Origin of the sequence: Pseudomonas sp. M5 (genome assembly GCF_016907075.1) — a bacterium.
Classification (GTDB): Bacteria; Pseudomonadota; Gammaproteobacteria; order Pseudomonadales; family Pseudomonadaceae; genus Aquipseudomonas; species Aquipseudomonas putida_E.
This window is the reverse complement of sequence record NZ_JAFBBH010000001.1, coordinates 1,729,868-1,754,272: the sequence shown is the minus strand read 5'-3', so window position 1 is coordinate 1,754,272 and position 24,405 is coordinate 1,729,868. Positions and strand designations below refer to the sequence as shown.

Annotated in this window: 18 protein-coding genes; 7 read left to right on the top strand and 11 right to left on the bottom strand. The window is 59.2% G+C overall.

The features are described 5' to 3' along the window. Positions 1–7 precede the first annotated feature (7 nt). Together JOE27_RS08045 and JOE27_RS08040 are read left to right on the top strand one after the other, a co-directional pair. The gene (locus JOE27_RS08045) at positions 8–1,306 is read left to right on the top strand and encodes a PAS domain-containing methyl-accepting chemotaxis protein (RefSeq protein WP_204918490.1); all 1,299 of its coding nucleotides are present in this window, start codon (positions 8–10) and stop codon (positions 1,304–1,306) included. A 134-nt stretch (positions 1,307–1,440) separates the two neighbouring features. Then, complete coding sequence (locus JOE27_RS08040; protein WP_204918488.1) at positions 1,441–2,793, top strand: MFS transporter; 1,353 nt, start codon at positions 1,441–1,443, stop codon at positions 2,791–2,793. 104 nt (positions 2,794–2,897) lie between these two features. Here JOE27_RS08040 and JOE27_RS08035 read toward each other — a convergent pair whose 3' ends face one another. The 10 genes from JOE27_RS08035 to gloB all read right to left on the bottom strand — a co-directional run bounded on the left by JOE27_RS08035 (position 2,898) and on the right by gloB (position 17,070). After that, entirely contained in the window at positions 2,898–5,375 is a 2,478-nt protein-coding gene (locus JOE27_RS08035) for a TonB-dependent siderophore receptor (RefSeq protein ID WP_204918486.1), read from the bottom strand. 88 nt (positions 5,376–5,463) lie between these two features. Next, entirely contained in the window at positions 5,464–6,426 is a 963-nt protein-coding gene (locus tag JOE27_RS08030) for a FecR domain-containing protein (protein ID WP_115274299.1), read from the bottom strand. After that, a complete protein-coding gene (locus JOE27_RS08025; RefSeq protein ID WP_115274300.1) occupies positions 6,423–6,938 on the bottom strand; it encodes a sigma-70 family RNA polymerase sigma factor in 516 nt (171 codons plus the stop codon). Before JOE27_RS08025 ends, JOE27_RS08030 begins: the two co-directional genes overlap by 4 nt. A 340-nt stretch (positions 6,939–7,278) precedes the next feature. Beyond that, the gene (locus JOE27_RS08020; RefSeq protein WP_046785220.1) at positions 7,279–8,889 is read right to left on the bottom strand and encodes an ABC transporter ATP-binding protein; all 1,611 of its coding nucleotides are present in this window, start codon (positions 8,887–8,889) and stop codon (positions 7,279–7,281) included. A 1-nt stretch (position 8,890) separates the two neighbouring features. After that, positions 8,891–9,910: an ABC transporter permease gene (locus JOE27_RS08015; protein ID WP_046785219.1), complete on the bottom strand. Its 1,020-nt coding sequence runs from the start codon at positions 9,908–9,910 to the stop codon at positions 8,891–8,893. 1 nt (position 9,911) lies between these two features. Further along, entirely contained in the window at positions 9,912–10,985 is a 1,074-nt protein-coding gene (locus JOE27_RS08010) for a microcin C ABC transporter permease YejB (protein ID WP_039603181.1), read from the bottom strand. A gap of 1 nt (position 10,986) precedes the next feature. Beyond that, positions 10,987–12,822, bottom strand: coding sequence for an extracellular solute-binding protein (locus tag JOE27_RS08005; protein WP_174142522.1), 1,836 nt, complete (start codon positions 12,820–12,822; stop codon positions 10,987–10,989). Beyond that, complete coding sequence (locus JOE27_RS08000) at positions 12,819–14,648, bottom strand: extracellular solute-binding protein (protein WP_204918484.1); 1,830 nt, start codon at positions 14,646–14,648, stop codon at positions 12,819–12,821. Before JOE27_RS08000 ends, JOE27_RS08005 begins: the two co-directional genes overlap by 4 nt. Before the next feature lie 120 nt (positions 14,649–14,768). Further along, complete coding sequence (locus JOE27_RS07995; RefSeq protein ID WP_115274305.1) at positions 14,769–16,190, bottom strand: lytic transglycosylase domain-containing protein; 1,422 nt, start codon at positions 16,188–16,190, stop codon at positions 14,769–14,771. Positions 16,191–16,290: 100 nt separating this feature from the next. After that, the gene (gloB, locus tag JOE27_RS07990) at positions 16,291–17,070 is read right to left on the bottom strand and encodes a hydroxyacylglutathione hydrolase (RefSeq protein ID WP_196996764.1); all 780 of its coding nucleotides are present in this window, start codon (positions 17,068–17,070) and stop codon (positions 16,291–16,293) included. An 86-nt stretch (positions 17,071–17,156) separates the two neighbouring features. On the opposite strand from gloB, the gene JOE27_RS07985 reads away from it, so the two are divergent. From JOE27_RS07985 to JOE27_RS07975, 3 genes are all read left to right on the top strand, one after another. After that, entirely contained in the window at positions 17,157–17,930 is a 774-nt protein-coding gene (locus tag JOE27_RS07985) for a methyltransferase domain-containing protein (protein WP_046785214.1), read from the top strand. Positions 17,931–17,943: 13 nt separating this feature from the next. Continuing rightward, positions 17,944–18,390, top strand: a complete 447-nt coding sequence (gene rnhA / locus JOE27_RS07980; RefSeq protein WP_012315304.1) for a ribonuclease HI — start codon at positions 17,944–17,946, stop codon at positions 18,388–18,390. A 490-nt stretch (positions 18,391–18,880) separates the two neighbouring features. Beyond that, on the top strand, positions 18,881–21,310 hold the full coding sequence (locus JOE27_RS07975; protein ID WP_204918482.1) for an AAA family ATPase: 2,430 nt from the start codon (positions 18,881–18,883) through the stop codon (positions 21,308–21,310). Between the two features lie 105 nt (positions 21,311–21,415). Here the strand turns inward: JOE27_RS07975 and JOE27_RS07970 are convergent, their stop codons facing one another. Beyond that, positions 21,416–21,649: a helix-turn-helix transcriptional regulator gene (locus JOE27_RS07970; RefSeq protein WP_135198363.1), complete on the bottom strand. Its 234-nt coding sequence runs from the start codon at positions 21,647–21,649 to the stop codon at positions 21,416–21,418. A gap of 102 nt (positions 21,650–21,751) precedes the next feature. Between JOE27_RS07970 and JOE27_RS07965 the strand changes: the two genes are divergently transcribed. After that, complete coding sequence (locus tag JOE27_RS07965) at positions 21,752–22,324, top strand: hypothetical protein (protein WP_135198364.1); 573 nt, start codon at positions 21,752–21,754, stop codon at positions 22,322–22,324. Continuing rightward, entirely contained in the window at positions 22,321–23,706 is a 1,386-nt protein-coding gene (locus JOE27_RS07960) for a DEAD/DEAH box helicase family protein (protein WP_204918480.1), read from the top strand. Before JOE27_RS07965 ends, JOE27_RS07960 begins: the two co-directional genes overlap by 4 nt. The last annotated feature ends 699 nt before the right edge of the window (positions 23,707–24,405 follow it).

Sequence of the window (24,405 nt, the reverse complement as noted above, 5' to 3'; positions counted from 1 at the left end):
TGCCAGCATGTTCAACCGGCAATTGAAAACCACGCTCGCCGAGCGTGAACGCGAACTGGAAAGCCTTCGGCAATGCCTGGAGCAGATAGAGCAGGCGGGTTTTTTTCTGCGGCTCGACGCCGATTGGCGGATCGTCGACTGCAACATTTCCAGTGCTGCTGCGTTCGGCGTCACTGTGGATGCCTTGACCGGCACTTACCTGAGGCAGTGGCTTCCCGCTGAGGCCTTGCGCGGGTTGGCCAGCGCGCTTGCCAATGGTGTGCCGCTGCACGATGACATGAGCCTGAATGCGGCCAATGGCAAGTCGGCGTGGTGGCGCCTGGGCTGGTATCCGCGGTTGGATGCACAAGGGCGGGTATGCGAGGTGCGCGCATACGGGCGCGACGTGTCCAAAGAGGTCGGGCTGGCTCGGGAGAACCAGGCGCTGCTCGACGCGTTGTTGCGCTCCAGCGCGGTCATCCAGTTCGATCTGGCAGGCCATGTGCTGGCCGCCAATGACACCTTCCTGGCGGGCATGGGATACCGGCTCGATGAAGTGATGGGTAAGCATCACCGGATGTTTTGCTGTACAGAAGATACCGCCAGCCCGGCATACGCCGAATTCTGGCGAACGCTCAATACCGGCCGCTACGTCACCGGCCGCTTCCGCCGCCTGGACCGGCACGGGCACGAAGTGTGGCTGGAAGCGAGTTACAACCCGGTGAACGATGCCCAGGGGAAACTGGTGCGGGTGGTCAAGTTCGCCTCTGTGGTTACCGCACAGGTCCAGCGTGAAGAGGCCATCAAACAGGCCGCGCAGATGGCGCTTGAGGTGTCCCGCAATACCGTTGGCGGAGCGTCGCAGGGCGCGGCGGTGGTGCAGCAGGTGGAGCAGACCATGCAGGGTATGACCCGGCAACTGCAATCGGCCGGCACGACGATCACTGCACTGGGCGAGCAATCGGTGTTGATCAGTTCGATCGTCCAGACCATCGGCGGCATCGCTGCGCAGACCAACCTGCTCGCGCTCAATGCAGCCATCGAAGCGGCCCGCGCCGGCGAGCAGGGCAGGGGGTTTGCCGTGGTTGCCGACGAAGTGCGAAAGCTGGCGGCGCGCACCAGCACGGCTACCGATGAGATCGTCTCGGTGGTGGCGCATAACCAGACGCTCGCCAGCCAGGCCGTTGGCGAGATAGAAACCAGCCGGGATCACGCCACGCAGAGCCTGCAGCTTGCTTCGCAGGCAGGTGAGGCGATTGGCGTGATCTTGCAGGGCGCGACGGGTGTGGTGAACGCTGTAGAGCGAGTGAGTCAGGATTTGCGTTGAACCGGGCCAGCGTACTGCTTACCGGGCATCGCTCGATATCAGCGCGGTAAATGGTGGCAGACGATGCGCAGTTCCCCCTCTAGATTCGTGTGGCGTGCTGGAAGCCCCGAACAACAATAACGAGGGACCTGACTATGCCGACCGCCATCCAAGCGAATAACGCCTGGCGCATCCTGTTCTTGCTGTTCCTTGCCAACCTGTTCAATTTCTTCGACCGCACCATACCCGCCATCATCATCGAACCGATTCGCCTGGAGTGGCACCTGAGCGACTTCCAGATCGGCCTGATCGGCACTGCCTTCACCCTGGTCTATGCCATCGCTGGCCTGCCGTTGGCACGGCTGGCCGACACCGGCTCGCGCAGCCGGCTTATGGGCTGGGGCCTGATGGCATGGAGCGGGCTGACGGCAGTCAACGGCATGGTTGGGAGCTTCTGGAGCTTTCTGCTGGTGCGCATGGGGGTGGGCATCGGTGAAGCCAGCTATGCGCCCGCCGCCAATTCGCTTATCGGAGACCTGTTCCCTGCCGAGCGGCGGGCAAGGGCGATGGGTATCTTCATGCTCGGCCTGCCGCTGGGCCTGTTGCTGGCCTTCTTCACCATCGGCGCCATGGTGCAGGCCTTCGGCAGCTGGCGCGCACCGTTCTTCATTGCCGCAGTACCGGGTGTGGTGCTGGCGCTGTTCCTGTTCCTGATTCGCGAACCGGCACGCGGTGCGGCAGAAACCGTAGCCGTCTCCCAGGCTCCACTGGACCGGCCCCTGCCCCGCGTACTTAGCGTGCCCACCTTCGCCTGGCTGGTGCTCGCAGGCCTTACGTTCAATTTTGCTTCGTACGCCTGCAACTCGTTCATGGTGCCCATGCTGCAGCGGTACTTCGAGCTGCAACTGCAACAAGCCGCAGTGGCCACCGGGGTCATTGTCGGTGTGACCGGTCTAGTAGGCCTTACCCTTGGTGGCTGGGTGGCCGACAAGGTGCATCAGCGCTTTGCCAATGGCCGGCTGATGTTCGCCGTGCTTAGCATGCTGGTCGCCACGCTGGCCACTGCCTGGGCGCTGCACGCTGGGCGGATTGAGCTGGGCCTGTTCGTGGCGCTGTTCGGCGCGGGCTGGCTGTTCTCGTACAACTTCTACACCTGCGTGTACACCGCCATCCAGGACGTGGTGCAGCCCCGCCTGCGTGCCACGGCCATGGCGCTGTATTTTGCCGGGCTGTATTTGCTGGGTGGTGGATTGGGGCCGGTGGTGGTTGGCGGGCTGTCGGACCATTTCGCTGTCGCAGCCATGGACGCAGCGGGGGAAGTGATGATGAGCGAGGCGTTCAAGGCCCAGGGGTTGCACGACGCGATGTACCTGATACCGGTGGCACTGATGTTGACCATGGTGTTTCTGCTGGCCGCGTCGCGGTGTTTCAGCCGCGATGCGCAGCGCATGCGGGAGGGGATGGTGGCTGACAGCGAAGCACTGGAGGGCCGCGCTGTCCAAGCCTGAGTAACATTGGCCGCGATTGGTTTCTGAGGGTGGCCAACGCTCAGACGTGGCGCCACGTCTGAGCGGCAAGGCCGTTCCGAAAGGCTGTCATGACAGCGTCAGCATCAGAAACTGGCTTTGACCGATACCATGAAGTTGCGTGGCTCACCGTAATAGTTGCCGAAGGTTTCGGTGCCGATGCTGGCGTAGTAGCGCTTGTCGAACAGGTTGTTACCGTTGAGCGCTACCGACCAGGTGTCATCGATGCGATAACCGATACGCCCATTCCAGATCGCATAGCCCGCCTGGTCGATTTTTTCGCCACTGGCGGGCGAGACGCGGAAGTTGTCGCTTTGCGCGTTGACCCCGGCACCGATAGACAACCGCTCTAACGCGCCGCTCAGGGTGTACTCGCCCCACAGGCGCAACACATGCCGAGGCACGTAGCTGTTGAACGCCGCTCCGTTCAGGCTGCTGTCGATGTCGTCCAGGGTCTTGGTCTGGGTGTAGGTGTATCCCGCAAGCAGTTGCAGGCGCTCGATGATTTCCCCACTGAGCTCCGCCTCGAAACCTTGCGCACGTACCCTGCCGGCGTTGACGTAGCAGTAACCATCGGATGACGGGCATGACGAGTTGTAATCGGTCTGCGCCTGGTCTTTCTGAATAGTACGGAACAGGTTGAAGGCGCCGTTCAGTCGCCCCTCCAGCCAGGCCCCCTTGATCCCCAATTCATAGCTCTGGCCCACAAGCGGCTTGAGCGCGGAACCGTCTTCAGACCGGTAGTTGCCTTGCGGAGTGAAGATATCCGAGTAACTGGCGTAAGCGGTGAGGTTTTCATTCAAGTCCAGCAGTACGCCGGCGAAGGGCGTGACCTGCCCGGTTTCGCGGGTGCTGGAATGCTCCGACGTACCGGTGTTGATAAAGTCGGAGTCGGTCGTGGAGGTGTACCAGCTCACCCGGCCGCCAACCACCAGGGTCAGTGGGTCGGCCAGTTTCAAACGCAGGGTCGAGTAGAGGCCTTTTTGTGTAGTCTTGGACTTCACCGGCCCGCCGCGAGATGAGTTGTCGATGAAGTAGCTGTCGTCGGGCTCAGGGATGAACTTGTCGGGGTTGAATACATTCTGGCGCTGCGGCAGAAAGGCCACTGAGTAGAAGTCGTCCTTGTTCGAACGGCTCGCATTCATGCCTAGCACCAGTTCATGTTGTTGGCCAAACGCATCGAAGGTGCCATCGACGTAGGCGTCCAGGCCGTAATCGACCTGGTCGTAGTCATACATGCTGCCCAGCATGCCAGTGGTATTGGTACCGGGCGTCACTGCACCTGAGGCAAACGCGTACTTGATGTCCTGGGTGTTCTTCGTATAGACGCTGGCAACCTTGAGTTTCCAGTCTTCGTTAAGCTGATGGGACACATCACTGAACACGGTGGTGCGCTGGCTGCGCCAGGTGTTCCATGAGGGGTCCAGGCAGGTTGAGCGGCTCAGCTTCAAGTCGCTGCGATCGCGGTAGCGCGGCAGGCCACCCCAGCATGGGTTGGCATCCACGTCTTCATAGGCAACGCCCAGCCCCAGGGTGGTGTCGGCATTCAGATCGAAGTCGAGCGCACCGTAATACACCTGATCTTTGCGGTTGGCGTCGTCCACGAAATAGTGGCGGCTTTGTTCGGCGATCACTGCCCGGCCGCGCAGAGTGCCGGATGCGTTCAGCGGGCCGCCGGTGTCCAGTTGCCCGCGGTAGTTGTCCCAACTGCCGCCGGACAGGGTGATGTCGGTATGCGCAGCTGCCAGGCCGCGCTTGCGCACGAAATTCACCCCGCCGGCAGTGCCGCCGGAGCCTTTCATCATGCCCGCTGCGCCGCGCAGCACTTCGACCCGGTCGTAGTACGCCATGTCGCTGCTGAAACTGTCGGCCTGGACATAGAGGTTGCCCATGTCCAGCGGCACACCGTCGTACTGATACTGGCCCGACATGCGGAACCCGCGTGAATAGAAGTATTTGCCACCCATGGTCGAGTCGTACACGGTAATGCCGGGCGTCTTCTCCATGACCTGGTCGATGGTGTACAGGTTCTGGTCGTCCATCATCTTGCGGGTCATTACCGTCACCGACTGTGGCGTCTCTTTGAGCGAGTGCTCACCTTTGCCTATGGTGACCGCGCCCGTGGTGTACGAGCCGCTGTTCTCTGTCGTGGCGCCCAGCACCTGGCCGGTGATGTTGGTTGCACCAAGTTCCATTGCCGAACCAGCGGAAGGCACTTCCCGCAGTACATAGGTGCCGTTGGACTGCGCCTGGGCTTGCAGGCCGCTGCCGGCCAGAATCCGGCTAAAGCCTTCAATGACACCGAAGGTACCTTTGAGCCCCGAGGAGCTAAAGCCGTCTGTTTGCCTGGCATCAAACGAAATCGCCGCCCCCGCCGCGCTGGCGAAGTGGCCAAGGACTTCGGTCAGGCTGCCACCAGGGATGTCGAACGACCGCACTGCGCTGTGCTGGGCCGCCACGGCTGCCTCGACCGTTGCTGTGGACCAGGCTCCGACAGTGGTTACTGCCAGCAGCGCGACTTTTACCGCGGTCGCCAGACGACCACGCTTGAATACCTCAGACATCCTAATCCCCCCCTGAAAATGATCGATGACACCCAATGGGGGATGAGCCGAACGATGCGTAAGAAAAGTGCAAAAAAGAATTTTTTAATTACTGAGGCGGGACGACAGGAGGCGACACATTGACCCAGAAACGGCTGTAACGCGTGACGCGTAATGAAAGCCCGCTTTCCAGCGCAGCCAACGCCAGGTCGGTGTCATCGATTGGGAACGCGCCAGAGACCCTCAGTTGCGCAATACGCGGATCACAGCGCAGCACGCCGGTGCGGTAGCGCGACAGGTCGGAAAGAAGTTCGACCAGGGGGCGATCAATGGCAATGATGCTGCCGTGTTGCCAGGCTCCCACCGTAGCGTCATTACGCCGTAGCTGCCCCACCGTGAGGTCGGTGAAGGCGATGGATTGCCCGGCCTCAACACGCACTGTCAATGCGCTGCTGGACGCTCTGACTTCTACCGCTTTCTCCAGGACTGCCACCTCACCGCCCAGCGCTTGTGTGCGAACGATGAAGCGCGTGCCCAGCGCCCGGACCTCGCCATGTGTGGTGCTTACCTTGAATGGCCGCTGTGCTGGGTCGTTAGCGGTCGATACCAGAATTTCACCGCGAAGCAGTTCCAGCACCCGTTGCTGGCCGTCGTACTTGAGGTTTACAGAGGTGTCGGTGTTCAGCAGCAGTGAACTGCCATCGGCCAAACGAAAGGTACGGCGCTCACCCACAGCGGTGCGGTAATCGGCAAACAGCTGTTGCGAGCTGTTGCTACGCCACCCCAGCCAGCCCAGCGAGGTGGCTGGCACCAATACCAGTACGCTGCGTAACAGCTGCCGGCGGGAACGTGCGGCACCGCGCAGGGCGGGTGCGGCCAGCGCACCCGGCACGCTTGCCATCTGCTCCCCCACAGCGGTCATCCGCTGCCAGGCTTGGCGATTGACCGGATCGGCAGCCAGCCAGTCGTTCCAGGCGCTGCGATCGGCGTCGGTGGCGATGCCAGACTGCAGCCGCGCGTACCAGCGGGCTGCTGCACTGATGGCCTGCAACTCGGCGGGCGAAAGGCTCATGCCAATTGCATCTGCATCAAACAGCAATGCTCCATTGCCTTTGCCATGTAGTTGTTGACGCTGCGCACGCTGATGTTCAGCTGCTCGGCAATCTGCGGGTAGGTCAGCCCGTCGAATTGCGACAGCATGAACACCTGCCTGACCTTCGGCCCCAGCCCTTGCAACAGGCGATCGATTTCTACCAGTGCCTGCAACATGATCGCCTGCTCTTCCAGCGACGGGTGCTGTGCTTGCGGCAAGGCTGCCAAGGTTTCCAGGTATGCCTGTTCCAGTGAGCGCCGACGAAACAGGTCGATCAGCAAGCCCTTGGCGATCCTCGACAAGTACGGGCGCGGCTCGCGAATGTCCAGTGCGCTGCGTGCCTTGATCACCCGCACGAACGTATCCTGCGTCAGGTCCGCGGCATCGAATGCGTTGCCAAGCCTCTTGCGTAGCCAGCCATTGAGCCAGCTGTGATGCTCGCAATACAGGTGATTGACGGCGCTACGCAGAGAGAGGTCGTTGGCGGGCATTTTGGATGGAATGGTTCGCGATTGGTAATGAATCTTATTGTCGTGCGTGGTGGAGGTGTTTGCAATAGCAAAGGTTTGCCCGAAGGCTACGCCTTTCGCGCCTTAGGCCCACGGGCGTTGTCGTACACCGTGACAAGCACGTAGGCCACCTTCCTGATTGCTTTGCCAGAGGCTTTTAGCTGGTAAAACAGCTCCTCCAGGGATTCGAACTCATGCATCAAGGCTATTATCAGAGCCGAGACGGGCGATCTAGGCGGCAGCGAAACAGCCTGCTGCTCCGTGCTCTGGGCGCACAACCTCTGCCTTGATACGGGTAAAACCATCAGGCCCTGGAAGGCAGTCACCGTTCAGTGTCATGACGCAAAAACGCCGCCTCCAGCAGTTGCTGCGTATAAGCATGCTGGGGTGAATGGAAGATCTGCTGAGCCTCGCCTTGCTCCACAACATGCCCCTGCTTGATCACCATCAGTTGGTGACTCAACGCTTTGACCACGGCAAGGTCATGGCTGATGAACAGGTAGGTGAGGTTGTACTTGTGCTGCAAGTTGCGCAGCAATTCCACCACCTGCCGCTGCACCGTACGATCCAGCGCAGACGTCGGCTCATCCAGCAGAATCAACGCCGGCTTGAGCACCAGCGCCCGGGCGATGGCGATACGTTGACGTTGCCCACCCGAAAACTCATGCGGGTAGCGGTGGCGCGTGCGTGGGTCCAGGCCTACCTCTTCCAGCGCCGCGATAATTGCCGCTTCCTGTTCTGCGGCTGTACCAATCTTGTGAATCCGCAGCCCCTCACCAACGATATCCGCCACACACATACGTGGGCTGAGGCTACCAAAGGGGTCCTGAAACACCACTTGCATCTCACGTCGCAGTGGCCGCACCTGCTTCTGGTTCAAGCCTTCCAGCGCCTGGCCATGGAAGCGGATGCCCCCCTGGCTCGAAATCAAGCGCAAGATCGCCAGCCCAAGCGTCGATTTGCCCGATCCGGACTCGCCCACGATCCCCAGGGTCTGCCCCTGGGGCAAGCTGAAGTTGATCCCGTCCACCGCCTTCACATGGTCGACCGTCTTGCGCAGCAAGCCTTTCTTGATCGGGAACCATACCTTCAGGTCGTTCACTTCCAGCAGCGGTGCGCCAACCGGATTATGTGCCGGCAAACCGCTGGGCTCTGCATTGATCAGCATCTGTGTGTAATGGTGCTGCGGCGCACTGAACAGCGTCGCGCAATCGGCCTGCTCGACAATCTGCCCACGCTGCATCACGCAAACACGGTGGGCAATGCGCCTTACCAGGTTCAGGTCATGGCTGATCAGCAGCAATGCCATGCCCAACCGCGCCTGCAGTTCCTTGAGCAGCTCTAGAATCTTCAACTGCACGGTCACGTCGAGCGCAGTGGTGGGTTCATCGGCAATCAGCAACTCCGGCTCATTGGCCAGCGCCATGGCGATCATCACCCGCTGCCGCTGGCCACCGGACAGCTCGTGGGGCAGGGCCTTCAGCCGCTTGCGCGGCTCGGGAATGCCCACCAGCTCCAGCAACTCCAGCGTGCGCGCAGTGGCTTGCTTGCCGGTGAGGCCCTTGTGCAGCAGCAGGATTTCGTTGATCTGCTTTTCGATGCAGTGCAGCGGGTTCAGCGAGGTCATCGGCTCCTGGAAGATCATCGCGATGCGGTTGCCGCGAATCTTCTGCATGGCCTTCTCACCTTGCTGCAGCAGGTCGTTGCCTTCATAGCCGATGCTGCCGCTAGGGTGGCGTGCCAGCGGGTAGGGCAGCAGGCGCAGAATCGAGTGGGCGGTAACGGACTTGCCCGAACCGCTCTCGCCGACCAGCGCCAGGGTCTCACCCTTGCGGATGTCGAAGCTGATGCCATCGACCACACGGTTGACCTGTTCGCCGGTAACGAACTCCACCGCCAGGTCGCGCACTTCGATCAGGTTCTGTTCACTCATCTCACTTCCTCGGGTCGAAGGCATCGCGGGCGGATTCGCCGATGAATACCAGCAGGCTCAGCATGATCGCCAATACGGCAAAGGCGCTGATGCCCAGCCATGGCGCCTGCAGGTTGGACTTGCCTTGGGCCACCAGTTCGCCCAGCGACGGCGCGCCCGGTGGCAGGCCGAAACCGAGGAAGTCCAGGGCGGTCAGGGTGCCGATGGCACCGGTGAGGATGAAGGGCATGAAGGTCATGGTTGAAATCATGGCGTTGGGCAGGATGTGCCGGTACATGATCGCGCCATTGCGCATCCCTAGGGCACGGGCGGCGCGCACGTACTCGAGGTTGCGCCCGCGCAGGAACTCGGCACGCACCACGTCGACCAGGCTCATCCACGAAAACAGCAGCATGATGCCCAGCAACCACCAGAAGTTGGGCTGCACGAAGCTGGCAAGGATGATCAGCAGGTACAGCACCGGCAAGCCGGACCAGATCTCCAGAAAGCGCTGGCCGGCAAGGTCCACCCAGCCACCGTAAAAGCCCTGCAGGGCACCGGCGATGACGCCGATGATGGAACTGAGGATGGTCAGGGTGAGGGCGAACAGCACCGAAATGCGGAAGCCGTAGATCACCCGCGCCAGTACATCGCGGCCCTGATCGTCGGTGCCCAGCAGGTTGTCCGCCGAGGGTGGCGCAGGGGCGGGTACGCGCAGGTCGTAATTGATGCTCTGGTAGCTGTACGGGATCGGGGCCCACAGCACGAAGCTGTCTTTTTTGGCCAGTAGCTCCCGGATATACGGGCTCTTGTAGTTGGCCTCCAGTGGGAACTCGCCGCCGAAGGTGGTTTCCGGGTAGCGCTTGAAGGCCGGGAAAAACCACTCGCCGTCGTAGCGCACGGCAATCGGTTTGTCGTTGGCGATCAGCTCGGCGCCCAGGCTCAGGCCGAACAGGATGAGGAACAGCCACAGCGACCACCAGCCGCGTCGGTTGGCCTTGAAGCGCTCGAAGCGCCGACGGTTGAGAGGGGACAAGGCCATGTCAGTGCTCCCGGCTGGCGAAGTCGATGCGCGGATCGACCAAGGTGTAGGTGAGGTCGCCGATCAGTTTCACCACCAGCCCTAGCAGGGTGAAGATGAACAAGGTGCCGAACACCACCGGGTAGTCGCGGTTGATGGCCGCCTCGAAACTCATAAGGCCCAGGCCGTCGAGGGAGAAAATCACCTCGATCAGCAGGGAGCCGGTGAAGAAGATGCCGATGAACGCCGAAGGGAAGCCCGCGATCACCAGCAACATGGCGTTGCGGAACACGTGGCCGTACAGCACCCGCGAGCGGCTCAGGCCTTTGGCTTTGGCGGTGACCACGTATTGCTTGTTGATCTCGTCGAGGAAGCTGTTCTTGGTCAGCAGGGTCATGGTGGCGAAGTTGCCGATCACCAGGGCGGTGATCGGCAGCACCAGGTGCCAGAAGTAGTCGAGCACTTTGCCGGTGGTGGACAGCTCGTCGAAGTTGTTCGAGGTCAGGCCGCGCAGCGGGAACCAGTCGAAGTAGCTGCCGCCGGCGAACAGCACGATCAGCAGGATGGCGAACAGGAACGCCGGGATGGCATAGCCGACGATGATCGCCGAGCTGGTCCAGACGTCGAAGTGGCTGCCGTGGCGCACCGCCTTGGCGATACCCAGGGGGATCGACACCAGGTACATGATCAGCGTGCTCCACAGCCCGAGCGAAATCGACACCGGCATCTTCTCGGCGATCAGGTCGATGACCTTGGCATCGCGAAAGAAGCTCTCGCCGAAGTCCAGCTGGGCATAGTTCTTGACCATGATCCATAAACGCTCGGGGGGCGACTTGTCGAAGCCGTACATGCGCTCGATTTCGGCGATCAGGGCAGGGTCGAGGCCCTGGGCACCGCGGTAGTTGGAGCCGGCCACGGAGACTTCGGCGCCGCCGCCGGCAATCCGGCTGGTTGCGCCCTCGAAACCTTCCAGCTTGGCGATCATCTGTTCCACCGGGCCGCCGGGGGCGGCCTGGACGATGATGAAGTTGATCACCAGGATGCCGAACAGGGTCGGGATGATCAGCAGCAGGCGACGCAGGATGTAGGCCAGCATGTCAGTTGGCCTCTTGCGCAGGCGCTTCGGACACGGCTGGCGTCACCTCGGGCTTGATCCACCAGGTGTCGATGCCGATGTCGTACTTGGGCGAAACCTTGGGGTGGCCGATGTGGTTCCAGTAGGCCACGCGCCAGGTCTTAATGTGCCAGTTGGGGATCACGTAGTAACCCCACAGCAGCACGCGGTCCAGGGCGCGGGCGTGGTTGATCAGGCTCTGTCGGGAATCGGCGTTGATCAGCGCTTCGACCAGTTGGTCGATGGCCGGGTCCCGCAGGCCCATGAAGTTGCGGCTGCCGGGGTTGTCGGCAGCGGCACTGGACCAGAACTCGCGCTGCTCGTTGCCTGGGGAGCTGGACTGCGGATAGCCACTGACGATCATGTCGAAGTCACGCGAGCGCAGGCGGGTGATGTACTGGGAAACGTCGACGCGGCGGATGTTCAGGTCGATGCCAAGGTCGGCCAGGTTGCGTTTGAACGGCAGCAGGATGCGCTCGAATTCGGTCTGGGCCAGCAGAAACTCGATGGACACCGGTTTGCCGTTCTTGTCGACCATCTTGTCGTCGACGATCTTCCAGCCAGCGTCCATCAGCAGCTTGTAGGCCTGGCGCTGCTGTTCGCGGATCATGCCGCTGCCGTCGGTGACCGGGTTGTGGAAAGCCTCGCTGAACACCTGTTCGGGGACCTTGCCGCGCATAGGCTCGAGGATTTTCAGCTCGTCAGGCGAGGGCAGGCCCTGGGCGGCCATTTCGGAGTTTTCGAAGTAGCTGCCGGTGCGGGTGTAGGCGCCGTTGAACAACTGCTTGTTGGTCCACTCGAAGTCCAGCAGCAGGCTCAGCGCCTGGCGCACGCGGATGTCCTGAAACACCGGTTTACGCAGGTTGAAAATGAAACCCTGCATGCCTGTGGGGTTGCCGTTGGGCAGCTCTTCCTTGATCAGGCGGCCATCGCGTACGGCGGGAACGTTGTAGGCGGTGGCCCAGTTTTTCGCGCTGGTCTCAAGGCCATAGTCGAACTGGCCGGCCTTGAGTGCTTCCAGCGCGACGGTGTTGTCGCGGTAGGAGTCGAAGGTCATGGCGTCAAAGTTGAACTGGCCGCGGTTGAGCGGCAGGTCCTTGGCCCAGTAGTCCTTGACCCGCTCGTAGCGGATCGAGCGGCCGGGCTTGACCTCGGTGATCTTGTACGGGCCGCTGCCGAGCGGGATTTCCAGGTTGCCGCGGTTGAATTCGCGGCCTTCGTACCAGTGCTTGGGCAGCACGGGCAACTGGCCGAGGATCAGCGGCAACTCGCGGTTGTTCTTGTGCTTGAAGGTGAACAGCACGCGCAGCGGGTCTTCGGCGACGACTTGGGCGACATCGCCATAGTACTGGCGGTACAGCGGTGCGCCGTCCTTGATCAGGGCGTTGAAGGTGAACACCACGTCTTCGGCCCGCATCGGGTGGCCGTCGTGGAAGCGCGCCTCGGGGCGCAGGTAGAAGCGCACCCAGCTGTTGTCCGGGGCCTTTTCGATCTTGCCGGCAACCAGGCCGTACTCGGTGAACGGCTCGTCCAGGCTCTGGCGCATCAAGGTGTCGTAGATGGCGCTGAGGTTTTCGGCGGCCACCCCTTTGTTGATGAACGGGTTGAGGCTGTCGAAGCCGCCGAAACTTGACTGGCGGAAGGTGCCGCCCTTGGGCGCGTCGGGGTTGACGTAGTCGAAGTGCTTGAAGTCGGCCGGGTACTTCGGCGCTTCATCATAAAGGGTCAGTGCGTGTTGTGGCGCGGCCATTGCCGGTAGGCTCAGGCAGGCAAGCAGCAGGCTGCCTGCCAGCTGGCGCAGGCGGTATGTTGGCATCATTGGGCTTTCTCCGAAGTCTTTAGCCACCAGGTATTCAGCCCCAGGGTATAGGGCGGTGTGGTGACGAAACCGAACCGGTTGCGGTAGGCCAGGCGGTGATTGTCGAGATACCAGTTGGGGATCATGTAGTACTGCCAGGACAGCACGCGGTCCAGGGCGCGGGCGGCGGCGACCTGGTCATCGCGGGTGCGTGCGGCGAGCAAGGTGTCGAGCAGGTGGTCGACCACCGGATCCTTGACCCCAGCATAATTTTTGCTGCCCTTGGTCGCAGCCTGGCTGGAATGGAAGTACAGCCACTGCTCAAGGCCGGGGCTCAAGGTCTGGCTCAAGGTCATCAGAATCATGTCGAAGTCGAACTGGTCCAGGCGTTGTTTGTACTGGGCACGGTCCACGGTGCGCAAGCGCGCATCGATGCCGATGCTCGCCAGGTTTTCGACATAAGGTTGCAGGATGCGTTCGAGGTTGGGATTCACCAGCAGCAGCTCCATGCGCAATTGCTGGCCTTGTGCGTTCACCAGGCGCTGGCCGTCGAGCTTCCAGCCGGCGCGACCGAGCAGGCTCAGCGCCTGGCGCAGGCTCTGGCGGTCGATGCCGCGGCCATCGGTGTGGCTGACCTGATAGGGCTGGGTGAACAGCTTTTCCGGCAATTGGTCACGGAACGGCGCCAGCAGCAGCCACTCCTTGCCCGTGGGCAGGCCGCTGGCGGCAAACTCGCTGTTGGGGTAGTAGCTGGTCGAGCGCCGGTAGGCGCTGCTGAACAGGGCGCGGTTGGTCCACTGGAAGTCGAGCATCAGGCCCAGCGCCTGGCGTACCCTGGCGTCGCTGAAGGTGGCCCGGCGGCTGTTCATGAACAGCCCCTGGGTCTGGGTCGGGATGCGATGGGGGATCTGGGCCTTTATCACCTCGCCACGGCGCAGTGCCGGGAAGTTGTAGCCGTTGGCCCAGTTCTTTGCCTGATGCTCGATATAGATGTCGAACTCGCCTGCCTTGAAGGCTTCGAACGCGACTGTGGCGTCCCGATAGAACTCGTATTCGATGCGGTTGAAGTTGTACTTGCCGCGGTTTACCGCCAGGTCCTTGCCCCAGTAGTTCTTTACCCGCTCGAACACCAGGCGCCTGCCGGGCTGCACCTGAGTGATGCGGTAGGGGCCGCTGCCAAGCGGCGGCTCGAAGGTGGTGGCCTTGAAATCGCGGTTTTGCCAGTAGTGTTTGGGCAGCACCGGCATCTCGCCCAGGCGCAGGATCAGCAGCGGGTTGCCAGCGCGCTTGAACACGAAGCGGATGCGCAGCGGGCCAAGGATATCCACGCGCTGCACTTCCTGCAGGTTGGTGCGGTAGATCGGGTGGCCGTCCTTGAGCAGCGTGCGGTAAGAGAAGGCGACGTCTGCAGAAGTGATCGGTTTGCCGTCATGCCAGCGCGCTTGCGGGCGCAGGTTGAACACCACCCAACTGCGGTCCTCGCTGTACTCCACCGAGCGGGCGATGAGGCCGTAACTGGAGGTGGGCTCGTCCCCGGAAGGGTCATACATGCCGGTGCCGACCATCAGTGTTTCGTTGAGCTCGTTGACACCGTACTGCAGGAAGTTCGGCGTTGTGACCGGGCTAGAACCCTTGAAGGTATAGGCGTTGAGCGTGTCGAAGGTGCCCAATGCCATGGCGCGCAAGGTGCCGCCCTTGGGCGCTTGCGGGTTGACCCAGTCGAAGTGGGTGAATGTGGCTGGGTACTTGAGCGTGCCGAACTGCGCGTATCCGTGGCTTTCGCTCACCATCGCGGCTGCGGGAAAGCTCAAGGCCAGGCTGAGTGACAGCAGGAGGGGACGTATCAAGTCGGCATCCGATCCAGAGGCGTTGGGCTTTGGTCGGGCTACAGTAACAGCTTGGCGGGGTTGGAAAAAGGGTGTGTCTGGAAGGAGATCAAGGGGCTGCGGAGCAGCCCCGGGTTGCCATCAGTGCCCCAGGTAGACGGTCAAGGTCTGGCCTGGCTTGAGGGCGTGCCCGCTGCGCGGATTCCAGCGCTTGAGGTGCTTCATCTCAACATTGAAACGTTTTGCCACCAGATACAGCGAGTCACCCTTGCGGACCTTGTACTGGGTAGAGCGCTTGGAGGATGCCGCCACCCGGTTGCCTGCCGCACTACCACCACGCAGTGCCAACACCTGGCCGGCCTTTACACGGCTACCCGATAGTTTGTTCCAGCGCTGGATATCCTTGACCGAAACCCGGTTGGCCCTGGCAATGGTGCTCAGGCTGTCGCCGCGCTTTACGCGGTAACTGCGCGCGCTGGCAGGTGCCTTGGCTTCGGCCACGGCGCGTGCGAACACGGCTTTGTTCGGCTGCAGGCTGACCAGTTGTTCAGGCTTGAGGTTGGACAGGCTGTCGGACAGCAGTTGCGCCTTGGCCGTCGGTACCAGCAATTGTTTGGGCCCATCCACGGTCATGCGCTTCTTGAATGCCGGGTTGAGCTGGATCAGTTCGTCTTCGTCGATGTTGGCGAAGGCGGCTACCCGCGACAGGTCCAGGCGGTCCTTGATGGCGACAGCTTCGAAGTAGGGCTCGTTGGCGATCGGGTTGAGGTTCACGCCGTAGGCTTCGGGGGTCAGGACCACCTGCGACAGGGCCAGCAGCTTGGGCACGTAGTCGCGCGTCTCCTGTGGCAGTGGCAGGTTCCAGTAATCGGTGGGCAGGCCGAGTTTCTCGTTGCGCTCGATCGCCCGGCTGACGGTGCCTTCACCGGCGTTGTAGGCAGCCAGTGCCAGCAGCCAGTCGCCGTTGAACATGTCGTGCAGGCGGCTCAGGTAATCCAGCGCGGCGTTGGTCGACGCGGTGATGTCGCGGCGACCATCGTAGAAATTGGTCTGGCGCAGGTTGAAGTGGCGCCCGGTAGAGGGGATGAACTGCCACATGCCTGCAGCATGGGCGCGCGAGTAGGCCATGGGGTTGTAGGCGCTTTCGATCGCCGGCAACAGGGCCAGTTCCAGCGGCATGTCGCGTTCTTCCAGGCGCTCGACGATGTAGTGCAGGTACAGGCTGCCGCGCTCACCGGCGTTTTCGAGGAACGAGGGGTTGCTGGCGAACCACAGCCGCTGCTGCTCGATGCGCGGGTTGACGTCGATGGTGTCTTGCAGGGCGAAGCCCTGGCGCATGCGCTCCCACACATCCTGCGGCGCCTGCTCGGCGGGTTTGACCGCGAGCGGAACGGGTTTGTGTTTGATCCGCGCCTGGTAGCTGTGCGCGCGAACGCTGTCGGATTCGTCGAGCTGACGGGTGCTCTGGCAGCCCACCAGGGTGGCGGCCAGCGCCAGCGCACTGATTTGGGCCAGGCGCGTCAGGGCGACTGAATGAGCGGTTCTGCGGCTACGGGAAGACATCGGCGGGGACGGGTATCCGGGCAAAAAATTTCGGCGATTCTAGAAACCGCATCCCGCCGGGTCAACCTTCGAGCACATGTTGCGATATATCTTCAGGTTATCAGAAGGTGTCCTTCCAAGACCTCAAGGCAGCAAAAACAGCGACATGCGTGGTGTTTGAATGTCCCTTCCATTCGTCAGCTTTTTGTTTAACTAATGTTTCAGAGGTACGCAGAAAGGGGTTGGTCAGCCGTTCCAGGCCGATGGTTGATGGCAATGTGATGTGATTTTCGGCGCGCAGCCGGGTAACATCATCGAAACGTTGCAGAACGTGCGGGTTTTGTGGCTCCACGGCCTTGGCGAAGCGCAAGTTGCTAAGGGTGTACTCGTGGGCGCAGTACACCTCGGTACGCTCCGGCAGCGCGGCCAACCTGGCGAGGGCAGGCTGCATCTGCTCTGGCGTGCCTTCGAACATCCGCCCGCAGCCGGCGGCGAACAACGTGTCGCCACTGAATAGCACCGGTGTCGCAGGTTGGTCGCTGAAGAAGGCGATATGACCCAGCGTGTGCCCCGGTACTGCCAGAACCTGGAAGGTCACGCCCACCGCGGTCACTTCGTCACCTTCGTCCAAGGCAAGGTCGCGGCACGGAATACGCTCGTTGGCCGGGCCGCTGACCCGCGCACCGGTCAGTTTTTTCAGCCGCTCGACACCGCCCACGTGGTCATTGTGGTGGTGGGTGACCAGAATATCCTCCAGCACCCAGTCGGGATTGGCGGCCAGCCATGCCTCCACGGGGGCGGCATCACCAGGATCGACCACCGCGCAGCGGCGTTTGGCAGTATCCTGTAACAACCAGATGTAGTTGTCGGAGAAAGCGGGGAGAGCATCGATCTGTATCATGGTGCGGATCCGTATCGCCTAGCGTGGCACATGAGGCCATCTTAGCCGCGATGGCGCGGTGCGAGAACCTTCGAGGGAGAGCGCAAATGACCGACCAACCCTTTGCCCAGGCCGACCCGGCCTGGATCGAGCTGATCAGCCTGGCCCGTGACTGGTTCCACGGCCCGCTCGGCCAGCTGATGCTCAAAGAAGAGGAAAAATTGTTGGAGGAGGAGCTCGGGCGCTTCTTCGGGGGTTACCTGGTGCATTACGGCCCCTGCGCCGAGGCTCCGCCCAGCGCCCCCCAGGTACAGCGCAACGTGCGTTTGGGCGCGCCGCTGCCGGGGGTGGAGATCGTCTGTGAGGAACAGGCCTGGCCCTTGAGCGAGCACGCTGCCGACGTGGTGGTGCTGCAGCACGGCCTGGACTTCTGCCTGTCGCCCCATGGCTTGCTGCGCGAGGCCGCCAGTGCGGTACGCCCCGGCGGGCATCTGCTGATCGTCGGCATCAACCCCTGGAGCAGTTGGGGCATACGCCACTTCTTCAGCCACGGCGCGCTGCGCAAGGCCCGCTGCATCTCGCCGTCACGGGTCGGTGACTGGCTCAACCTGCTGGGCTTCGCGCTGGAGAAACGCCGCTTCGGGTGCTATCGTCCGCCGCTTGCCTCACCGGCCTGGCAACAACGCCTGGCGGGCTGGGAACGGGTGGCAGGCGGTTGGCAGAGCTCTGGTGGCGGGGTTTACCTGCTGGTGGCGCGCAAGATGGTGGTTGGCCTGAGGCCGCTGCGCCAGGAACGCCGCGAACCGATGGGCAAGTTGCTGCCTTTGCCATTGGCCAAGGTCAACCGCACCGTGGTCAGCCCGGATACCGAAAAGCACTGAACATGAGTGGTACATGAGCGATAGCGTCGAGTTGTATACCGATGGTGCCTGCAAGGGCAATCCAGGCCCTGGTGGCTGGGGTGTCCTGTTGATCTACAAGGGCGTCGAAAAGGAACTGTGGGGCGGCGAACGCGAAACCACCAACAACCGCATGGAACTGATGGCCGCGATTCAGGGCTTGATGGCGCTCAAGCGCGAATGCGAGGTGGTGTTGACCACCGACTCGCAGTACGTGATGAAGGGCATCAACGAGTGGATGGTCAACTGGAAGAAGCGCGGCTGGAAGACCGCCGCGAAGGAGCCAGTGAAGAACGCCGACCTGTGGCAGCAGCTCGACGAGCAGGTCAACCGCCACAAGGTCACCTGGAAGTGGGTGCGCGGGCACATCGGCCACCCCGGTAACGAGCGCGCTGACCAATTGGCCAACCGTGGCGTCGACGAGGTACGCGCCAAACGTTGAGCTGCGGTACAATCCTCGGCTTTGTAACTGATGCAAGTTGGAGCGCCCCGCGTGGAGCAGCAGCAAGATAAACGCCTGGTCTGACCTTTCTGTATTTAGGGGAGGTGTGTAAACGTAACCCTCCACGCCGTCCAGGCCCGGTGACACTGGCCATAGATCCGCGTCATTCACCCAGATACCCCGCGCACAGATATTTTGTAAACCGTGGCCCGAATTCAGAGTTCATGGTTTACATTCTCCGTACTCCTCCGTCCCCGCCCCAAAAACCCTCGAAAGCCATCCATTCCCAAACCGTCAACGCCCCTCCATCCCCCACGCGATATCCTGCGATGCCTGCTTTTGCATAAATTGCCACGCCGTCTACGCTTATGCGGCCAATCGCCATCATGCGGTCGGACAACGGTTAGGCAGTTATTCCATCGCCTAAACCTTATAGATTTTCACTAAGCAGGGGCCACCTAAGTGCCCCGGCATGCTGGGATGCCCCGCCATGATCGAGTCGATTAGTCTGTCCAACATCGCCACCTATAGCGCCGTCAAACCTGAAGTGATCAACCTCAAGCCGGTCAACTTCATTTATGGGGCGAATGGAGCTGGCAAGACCACAATCAGCCGGCTCATTGATAAGCCAGGCATCTCAGGAGACTCCAGCATCACTTGGCTCCGAAATACGCCAGTGCCAGCGATGATCTACAACAATGACTTCATTACCGCCAACTTCACAGATTCCAAAGAATTTCAGGGAGTATTTACATTAGGCAAGGCCGAGAAGGATCAGCTTGATCGACTCAAAGACCTCAAGGATGAAAGAAAGCGTCACGAGCAGTTGAAGGCTAAGTCAATCATTTCTCTTGATGGTGAAAATGGAAAGCCCGGAAAGAATGCTGAACTAGCCTCTTTGGAAATAAAGCTGGTAGGCCGATGCTGGGAGCAGAAAGTAAAGCATGATGATCATTTCAAAGGGGCATTCACTGGTCTTAGAAACAACAAGGAAGCGTTCAAGGCAAGGGTTCTGCAGGAGTATGCGAGTAACAAATCTGCCCTGGTGGAATTGGCGGATCTCCAAGCTAGAGCGGCAGTCCTATACGGTGATGAGCCTTCGAGAATAGCGCCTGTTCCCATTTTGGACTTATCGAGACTGACCGCATTCGAGACAAGCCCAGTTCTCTCTAAGAGGGTGATAGGTAAAGATGACGTAAATATATCAGCCATCATTCAGCGGTTGGGTAATAGCGACTGGGTCAGGCAGGGTGTAAAATTTCTGGAGCATATGGACGAACAGTGTCCGTTCTGTCAGCAGAATCTACCACATGACTTCGAAAAGGAACTCGCGGAATACTTTGATGAAACCTTTGAAGCCGATTCAAGGGCAGTATCCGTTCTGCGCAACAATTATTATCAGGCTGCAGAGGACCTATTGATCCAAGCGCGTGCACTGCTGACTTTAGATTGTGCTGATTTGGATAAGGATAAGCTTGGTCCTGAGATTCAAGCGTTGGAGGCTGTCGTTCTTGTTAATATGGGACGAATGGATAGTAAGCTGGCCAGTCCAAGCGCTGAGGTTGTTCTTGAGGGGCTAGTGGATATTCAAGCTGGCATATCGGGGGTTATTAGCGCTGCGAACGCCAAGATCACTGAGCACAATCGTCTCGTTGCTAGCTTCACTGCTGAGCAGAGCAAACTCACTGGCGAAGTATGGAAGTATATTCTAGGCGTTGAACTCAAGAGCTCTTTGTCTGATTATGCTTCTGCGAAAGCCACATTGCAGAAGGCTATCGCTGGGATTTCATCGAGTCGGGATAGGGCTTCGGCTAGCATTGATGCTGTAGATGTCGAAATCGATAAAATTGAGACCGATCTCACAAGCGTGAAGCCGACAGTGACTGCCATCAACAAGATTCTTAGGAATTTCGGCTTCCGAGGATTTTCACTTGATCCTGCTTGTGTAGGTAATTCGTATAGGTTGATTCGAGCAGACGGGAAAGATGCAAAGCAAACCCTGAGCGAGGGTGAGAAGACCTTCGTCACATTCCTCTACTTCTACCATCTGCTGAGAGGGAGCATTACGAGCTCGGGTATCACCAGTGATCGGATCGTGGTCATTGATGACCCTGTTTCGAGCCTTGATAGTGATGTGCTGTTTATTGTGAGTAGTTTGATAAAAGAGCTATTTGTTGAAGTTAGAAAGCCTGGTAGTCATATTAAGCAGGTTTTGGTGCTTACCCATAATATACATTTCCATAAAGAGGTTACTTACGACCAGCGTCGTAAGGTCGATAAATCCCTCGGTGACGAGACGTTCTGGATCGTGCGCAAGCCCAACGAATACTCAGTGATTGAATTTCACTCGAGTAATCCCATCAGAACCTCTTATCAGCTCCTCTGGGCGGAGCTAAAGAGAACTCCGCTACCAGTGCTTACGCTGCAGAACACCATGCGCCGGATTTTGGAGAATTATTTCAAAATCTTGGGTGGTGTCGATACATACCATTTGATTGACGAGTTTGAGGGTATCGAAAAGACGCAGTGCCAGTCTTTAATGAGCTGGGTGAATGATGGCTCGCACTACGCTCCTGATGAATTGTATGTGGCCATCAGCGATGCTATGGCAGAAAGCTACCTGAGAATTTTCTTCAAAATATTCAAGGCTGCTAAGCATGATGCGCACTACAAGATGATGATGGGCGATGCTTATATCGATCTGGATCCAGATGAACCTGCAGAGGAGCAGGCGGAGACTGAAGCTGGAGGAAACGATGTCGTTGTCGCTGGTGATGCACGAACTGCTGATCTGCCCCTAGTCGCTCCTGGGTCCACTCGACTACCAGCCAGCAGGGCCGTGCTGACGCAACCTCCCGTGCCGATTGCTCCCAAAGCTGAGAGCGACCAGCTTGGGTTTGATCAGGACATACCGTTCTAACGCCTGAATAGCCTCGGCGCGTTGTTTGCTCTGAGGCTTCCAGTCTACCGACTACTTTGATGGGCGCGAGCGTGGTTATCTATTAAAAGCGGGTGCCAGGTGATATCAACGATTCTTTTGATCTCGCTGTAGTCGAGGCAAAAGTATATGTGGCTGGCATCTGAGCTGACCTGCGATTCTATAGAGCTTTTCGATGGTGATATTTACCTCACCTCTCTCCACCCTTCCCATATAGCTGCGATCCATCTCGCACGCATGTGCTAGAGCGTCTTGGGACAACCCAATCAAGATCCTCCTTTCACGGATTTTCTGTCCGAGATCCTTCGCCAACGCCTGCATAACCGCCTCGATCGACCAAGGCGGCACTATCCATCGTTTACGGGACGGCAGGCGACGGATTATAATCCGCATTTTGCCCGTTTGGCTGCATTGAGTGCCTGTATGAAATCCGTAACGTTCAAGCTAGACAGGCATGTCTTAGAGCTGCTCCAGGATGGGGGTTACCAGCAATTCACCATCCGTTCGCTGAGGGCTGCCTATAGCCGGCTTCTGAGTTCTCCGGTGAACGAAGTCGAGCTGTGGCGCTATATCTACGATCAAGTCAGGCGTTTGAAGCGGGTCGGATGGATCCAGCAGGACCCCATACGCCGGAGGCGTGATCAGGTCTTTCATGTTCTTAAAAGGCCTACTGACCTAAATGTTTCCCTAATCCCACACCGCTTTGAGACCGCTAGCATGGAGCCACAGATTGATGGCGAGACGGTAGGGGAACAGATGCTTAAGCAATCGCAGCTTTGTCCTACTCGGCGGCTGGAGTCGCTTGCGAAGGAGATCCGCTTGGACATGCTCACAGCGCTCGGTGAGGCTGAGCGCTACAAGCAGCTGTTTACCGAAATGCCCGTTCTTAAGGCCCGAGTCGAAGAGGAATACCTGCAGGCCCGGGATCGCAGCTCGCGTCTGCTGGGCCATCTTCGCGCGATCGAAAACACTTTAAAGACGTTGGTAGCCGCATGACTGATTTGCGGATTTGGCAGCAAGCCTCAGTCGCTGCTGCTTTGGAACGCTATCGTTTTTCACCTCATTTCTTCTGCCAGGCAACCCCCGGCGCCGGTAAAAGCCGGATGGCTGCTGAGGTTGCGAAACGGCTTCTGCAAGCAGATCTCATTGATTTGATTATTTGTTTTGCACCGTCCTGCCAAGTTGTTGATGGCCTTGAGGAAACGTTTGCAAAGGTCCTGGGTCGGCCATTCGATGGTCGTCTTGGCTCAGTAGGTGTCGCTTCCACCTATCAGGCGATGGATCATCGTTCACCTTCGTTCTGGCAACTGGTCGAAGACTATCGCGTTTTGGCAGTCTTCGATGAGATCCATCATTGTGCCGGTCACGACCCGCTTCTTAGTAACGCGTGGGGGCAGGTAATCTTGCAGCGTTTGCAAGACCAGGCCACATTCACTCTAGCCCTCTCAGGTACTCCGTGGCGCTCCGATGAGCGAGCAATAGCCTTAGCTCGATACTCAGATCAAGGGGGTCGACTGGTGTGCGACTTTCGGTATGGTCTGAAAGAGGCTGTGGCCGATGAGGTATGCCGTGCTCCCCGTATCGTGGTCATCGATAACAGTGCGGTAAAGCTTACTGAGCTGGTCGACGACGCGCCGATCGTTAGCGTCTACCCGAGCATTGCGCAACTGTTAAATGAATCGCCTGTGGCGTTTGAGGACCTACTCACACACCATGACATAATCGAGAAAATTGTCGATCTTGGCCGTGGAAGATTAGACGAAGTTCGCCAAACGATCCCTGACGCTGGTGGCTTAGCAGTTGCCACCAACATCCGACATGCAAATCAGATCGCCGCGGTACTAAGATCGAGGGGTGAAGATTGCTTAGTAGTTACTACGCGCACTCCAGGGGCGCAACAAATCATCAATGACTTTCGAAATGGAATGGGTAAGTGGATTGTCGCCGTCGGCATGATCAGCGAGGGTACAGATATTCCTCGTCTACAGGTCTGTTGCTATCTCAGCCGAATTCGTACTGAGCTTCATTATCGTCAGGTGCTGGGGCGCATTTTGAGACGAACTGGAGAGAACGATCATCAAGCATGGCTTTATGTACTGGCGGAGCCCTCATTACTGCAATTCTCACAACGCGTTGCGGAAGACCTGCCTGATGATTTAGCAGTTTTGGACTATGTCCAGCTTCTAAGGGCGGCGGATGGGTCTTCTCTACCGCAAGAGCAGGAGGAAATTCAGGCGTCAATCGGTTCACTAGATTTCCAGGTCGGCCGCGCCTCAGCTCTATTAGATGACATATTCGAGGGTGAACTGGAGGAAGGGGTGGTATTTCGATTAGACGTCTCTTCAAGGTTTAGGACGGAAATACTTTCTGTCTTCTAGCCACTAGATGGACATTTTCCGGGCGCGAGAGGGGCCGCTCGAGGGGGCAGCCTTTTTCAGCTGGTTTATCACCCATCCTTTGAAATAGATCACCCATATCTGCGGCATGCTCTTCAGTGCGTTTAAGTCTACGCTTCAATTAATGTTCAGATAATTATATCGTTCTCATAAGGGCGATTAAGCCGAACAGCTCTATTTCGGGTGTCTGGTACCCCTCCAATGCGAGATATATTCTCAATGCGCGTATGGTTGGCTGTTCAATAGCACTATAGGAATTCAGAGATTAGCGATCAAAATTTACCCCAGAGCTCCCATGATGCAACGCTTGTTTACCACTTTTGTTATGCAACAGTACTCAAAGCGGCGGATGTGCGATACGACGTCCGTGGCTATTTGTTATCTGAGCTGGTCAGCCTTTGCCTAGGCAACCGCGCTACCGTACTTCTGACCTATCGCGCCCGTTACGAACGCTACGTGCAAAGGGAGGCTATTGAGTTCTTGGAGTCGTTCACCGCTCAGTTGCTATTTAGCTCGGGACAATTCTCTCCTCATGAATACCGTTACAGGGTAAAAGGACCGGCAGCCCCTATGAGAAATCACCATCGCAAATCAGGCCTCCCCGATGCAGGTTTACCACTCGGGCGTTATGCAGCATGACTGTATTTAGAATCCTCGTACTCAGCTCGCCATTTCCTGACA

Coding starts and splice junctions, on each gene's coding strand:
- JOE27_RS08045 (WP_204918490.1), top strand. CDS start 8: ATGTTCAACCGGCAATTGAAAACCACGCTCGCCGAGCGTGAACGCGAA.
- JOE27_RS08040 (WP_204918488.1), top strand. CDS start 1,441: ATGCCGACCGCCATCCAAGCGAATAACGCCTGGCGCATCCTGTTCTTG.
- JOE27_RS08035 (WP_204918486.1), bottom strand. CDS start 5,375: ATGTCTGAGGTATTCAAGCGTGGTCGTCTGGCGACCGCGGTAAAAGTC.
- JOE27_RS08030 (WP_115274299.1), bottom strand. CDS start 6,426: ATGAGCCTTTCGCCCGCCGAGTTGCAGGCCATCAGTGCAGCAGCCCGC.
- JOE27_RS08025 (WP_115274300.1), bottom strand. CDS start 6,938: ATGCCCGCCAACGACCTCTCTCTGCGTAGCGCCGTCAATCACCTGTAT.
- JOE27_RS08020 (WP_046785220.1), bottom strand. CDS start 8,889: ATGAGTGAACAGAACCTGATCGAAGTGCGCGACCTGGCGGTGGAGTTC.
- JOE27_RS08015 (WP_046785219.1), bottom strand. CDS start 9,910: ATGGCCTTGTCCCCTCTCAACCGTCGGCGCTTCGAGCGCTTCAAGGCC.
- JOE27_RS08010 (WP_039603181.1), bottom strand. CDS start 10,985: ATGCTGGCCTACATCCTGCGTCGCCTGCTGCTGATCATCCCGACCCTG.
- JOE27_RS08005 (WP_174142522.1), bottom strand. CDS start 12,822: ATGATGCCAACATACCGCCTGCGCCAGCTGGCAGGCAGCCTGCTGCTT.
- JOE27_RS07995 (WP_115274305.1), bottom strand. CDS start 16,190: ATGTCTTCCCGTAGCCGCAGAACCGCTCATTCAGTCGCCCTGACGCGC.
- gloB (WP_196996764.1), bottom strand. CDS start 17,070: ATGATACAGATCGATGCTCTCCCCGCTTTCTCCGACAACTACATCTGG.
- JOE27_RS07985 (WP_046785214.1), top strand. CDS start 17,157: ATGACCGACCAACCCTTTGCCCAGGCCGACCCGGCCTGGATCGAGCTG.
- rnhA (WP_012315304.1), top strand. CDS start 17,944: ATGAGCGATAGCGTCGAGTTGTATACCGATGGTGCCTGCAAGGGCAAT.
- JOE27_RS07975 (WP_204918482.1), top strand. CDS start 18,881: ATGATCGAGTCGATTAGTCTGTCCAACATCGCCACCTATAGCGCCGTC.
- JOE27_RS07970 (WP_135198363.1), bottom strand. CDS start 21,649: ATGCAGGCGTTGGCGAAGGATCTCGGACAGAAAATCCGTGAAAGGAGG.
- JOE27_RS07965 (WP_135198364.1), top strand. CDS start 21,752: ATGAAATCCGTAACGTTCAAGCTAGACAGGCATGTCTTAGAGCTGCTC.
- JOE27_RS07960 (WP_204918480.1), top strand. CDS start 22,321: ATGACTGATTTGCGGATTTGGCAGCAAGCCTCAGTCGCTGCTGCTTTG.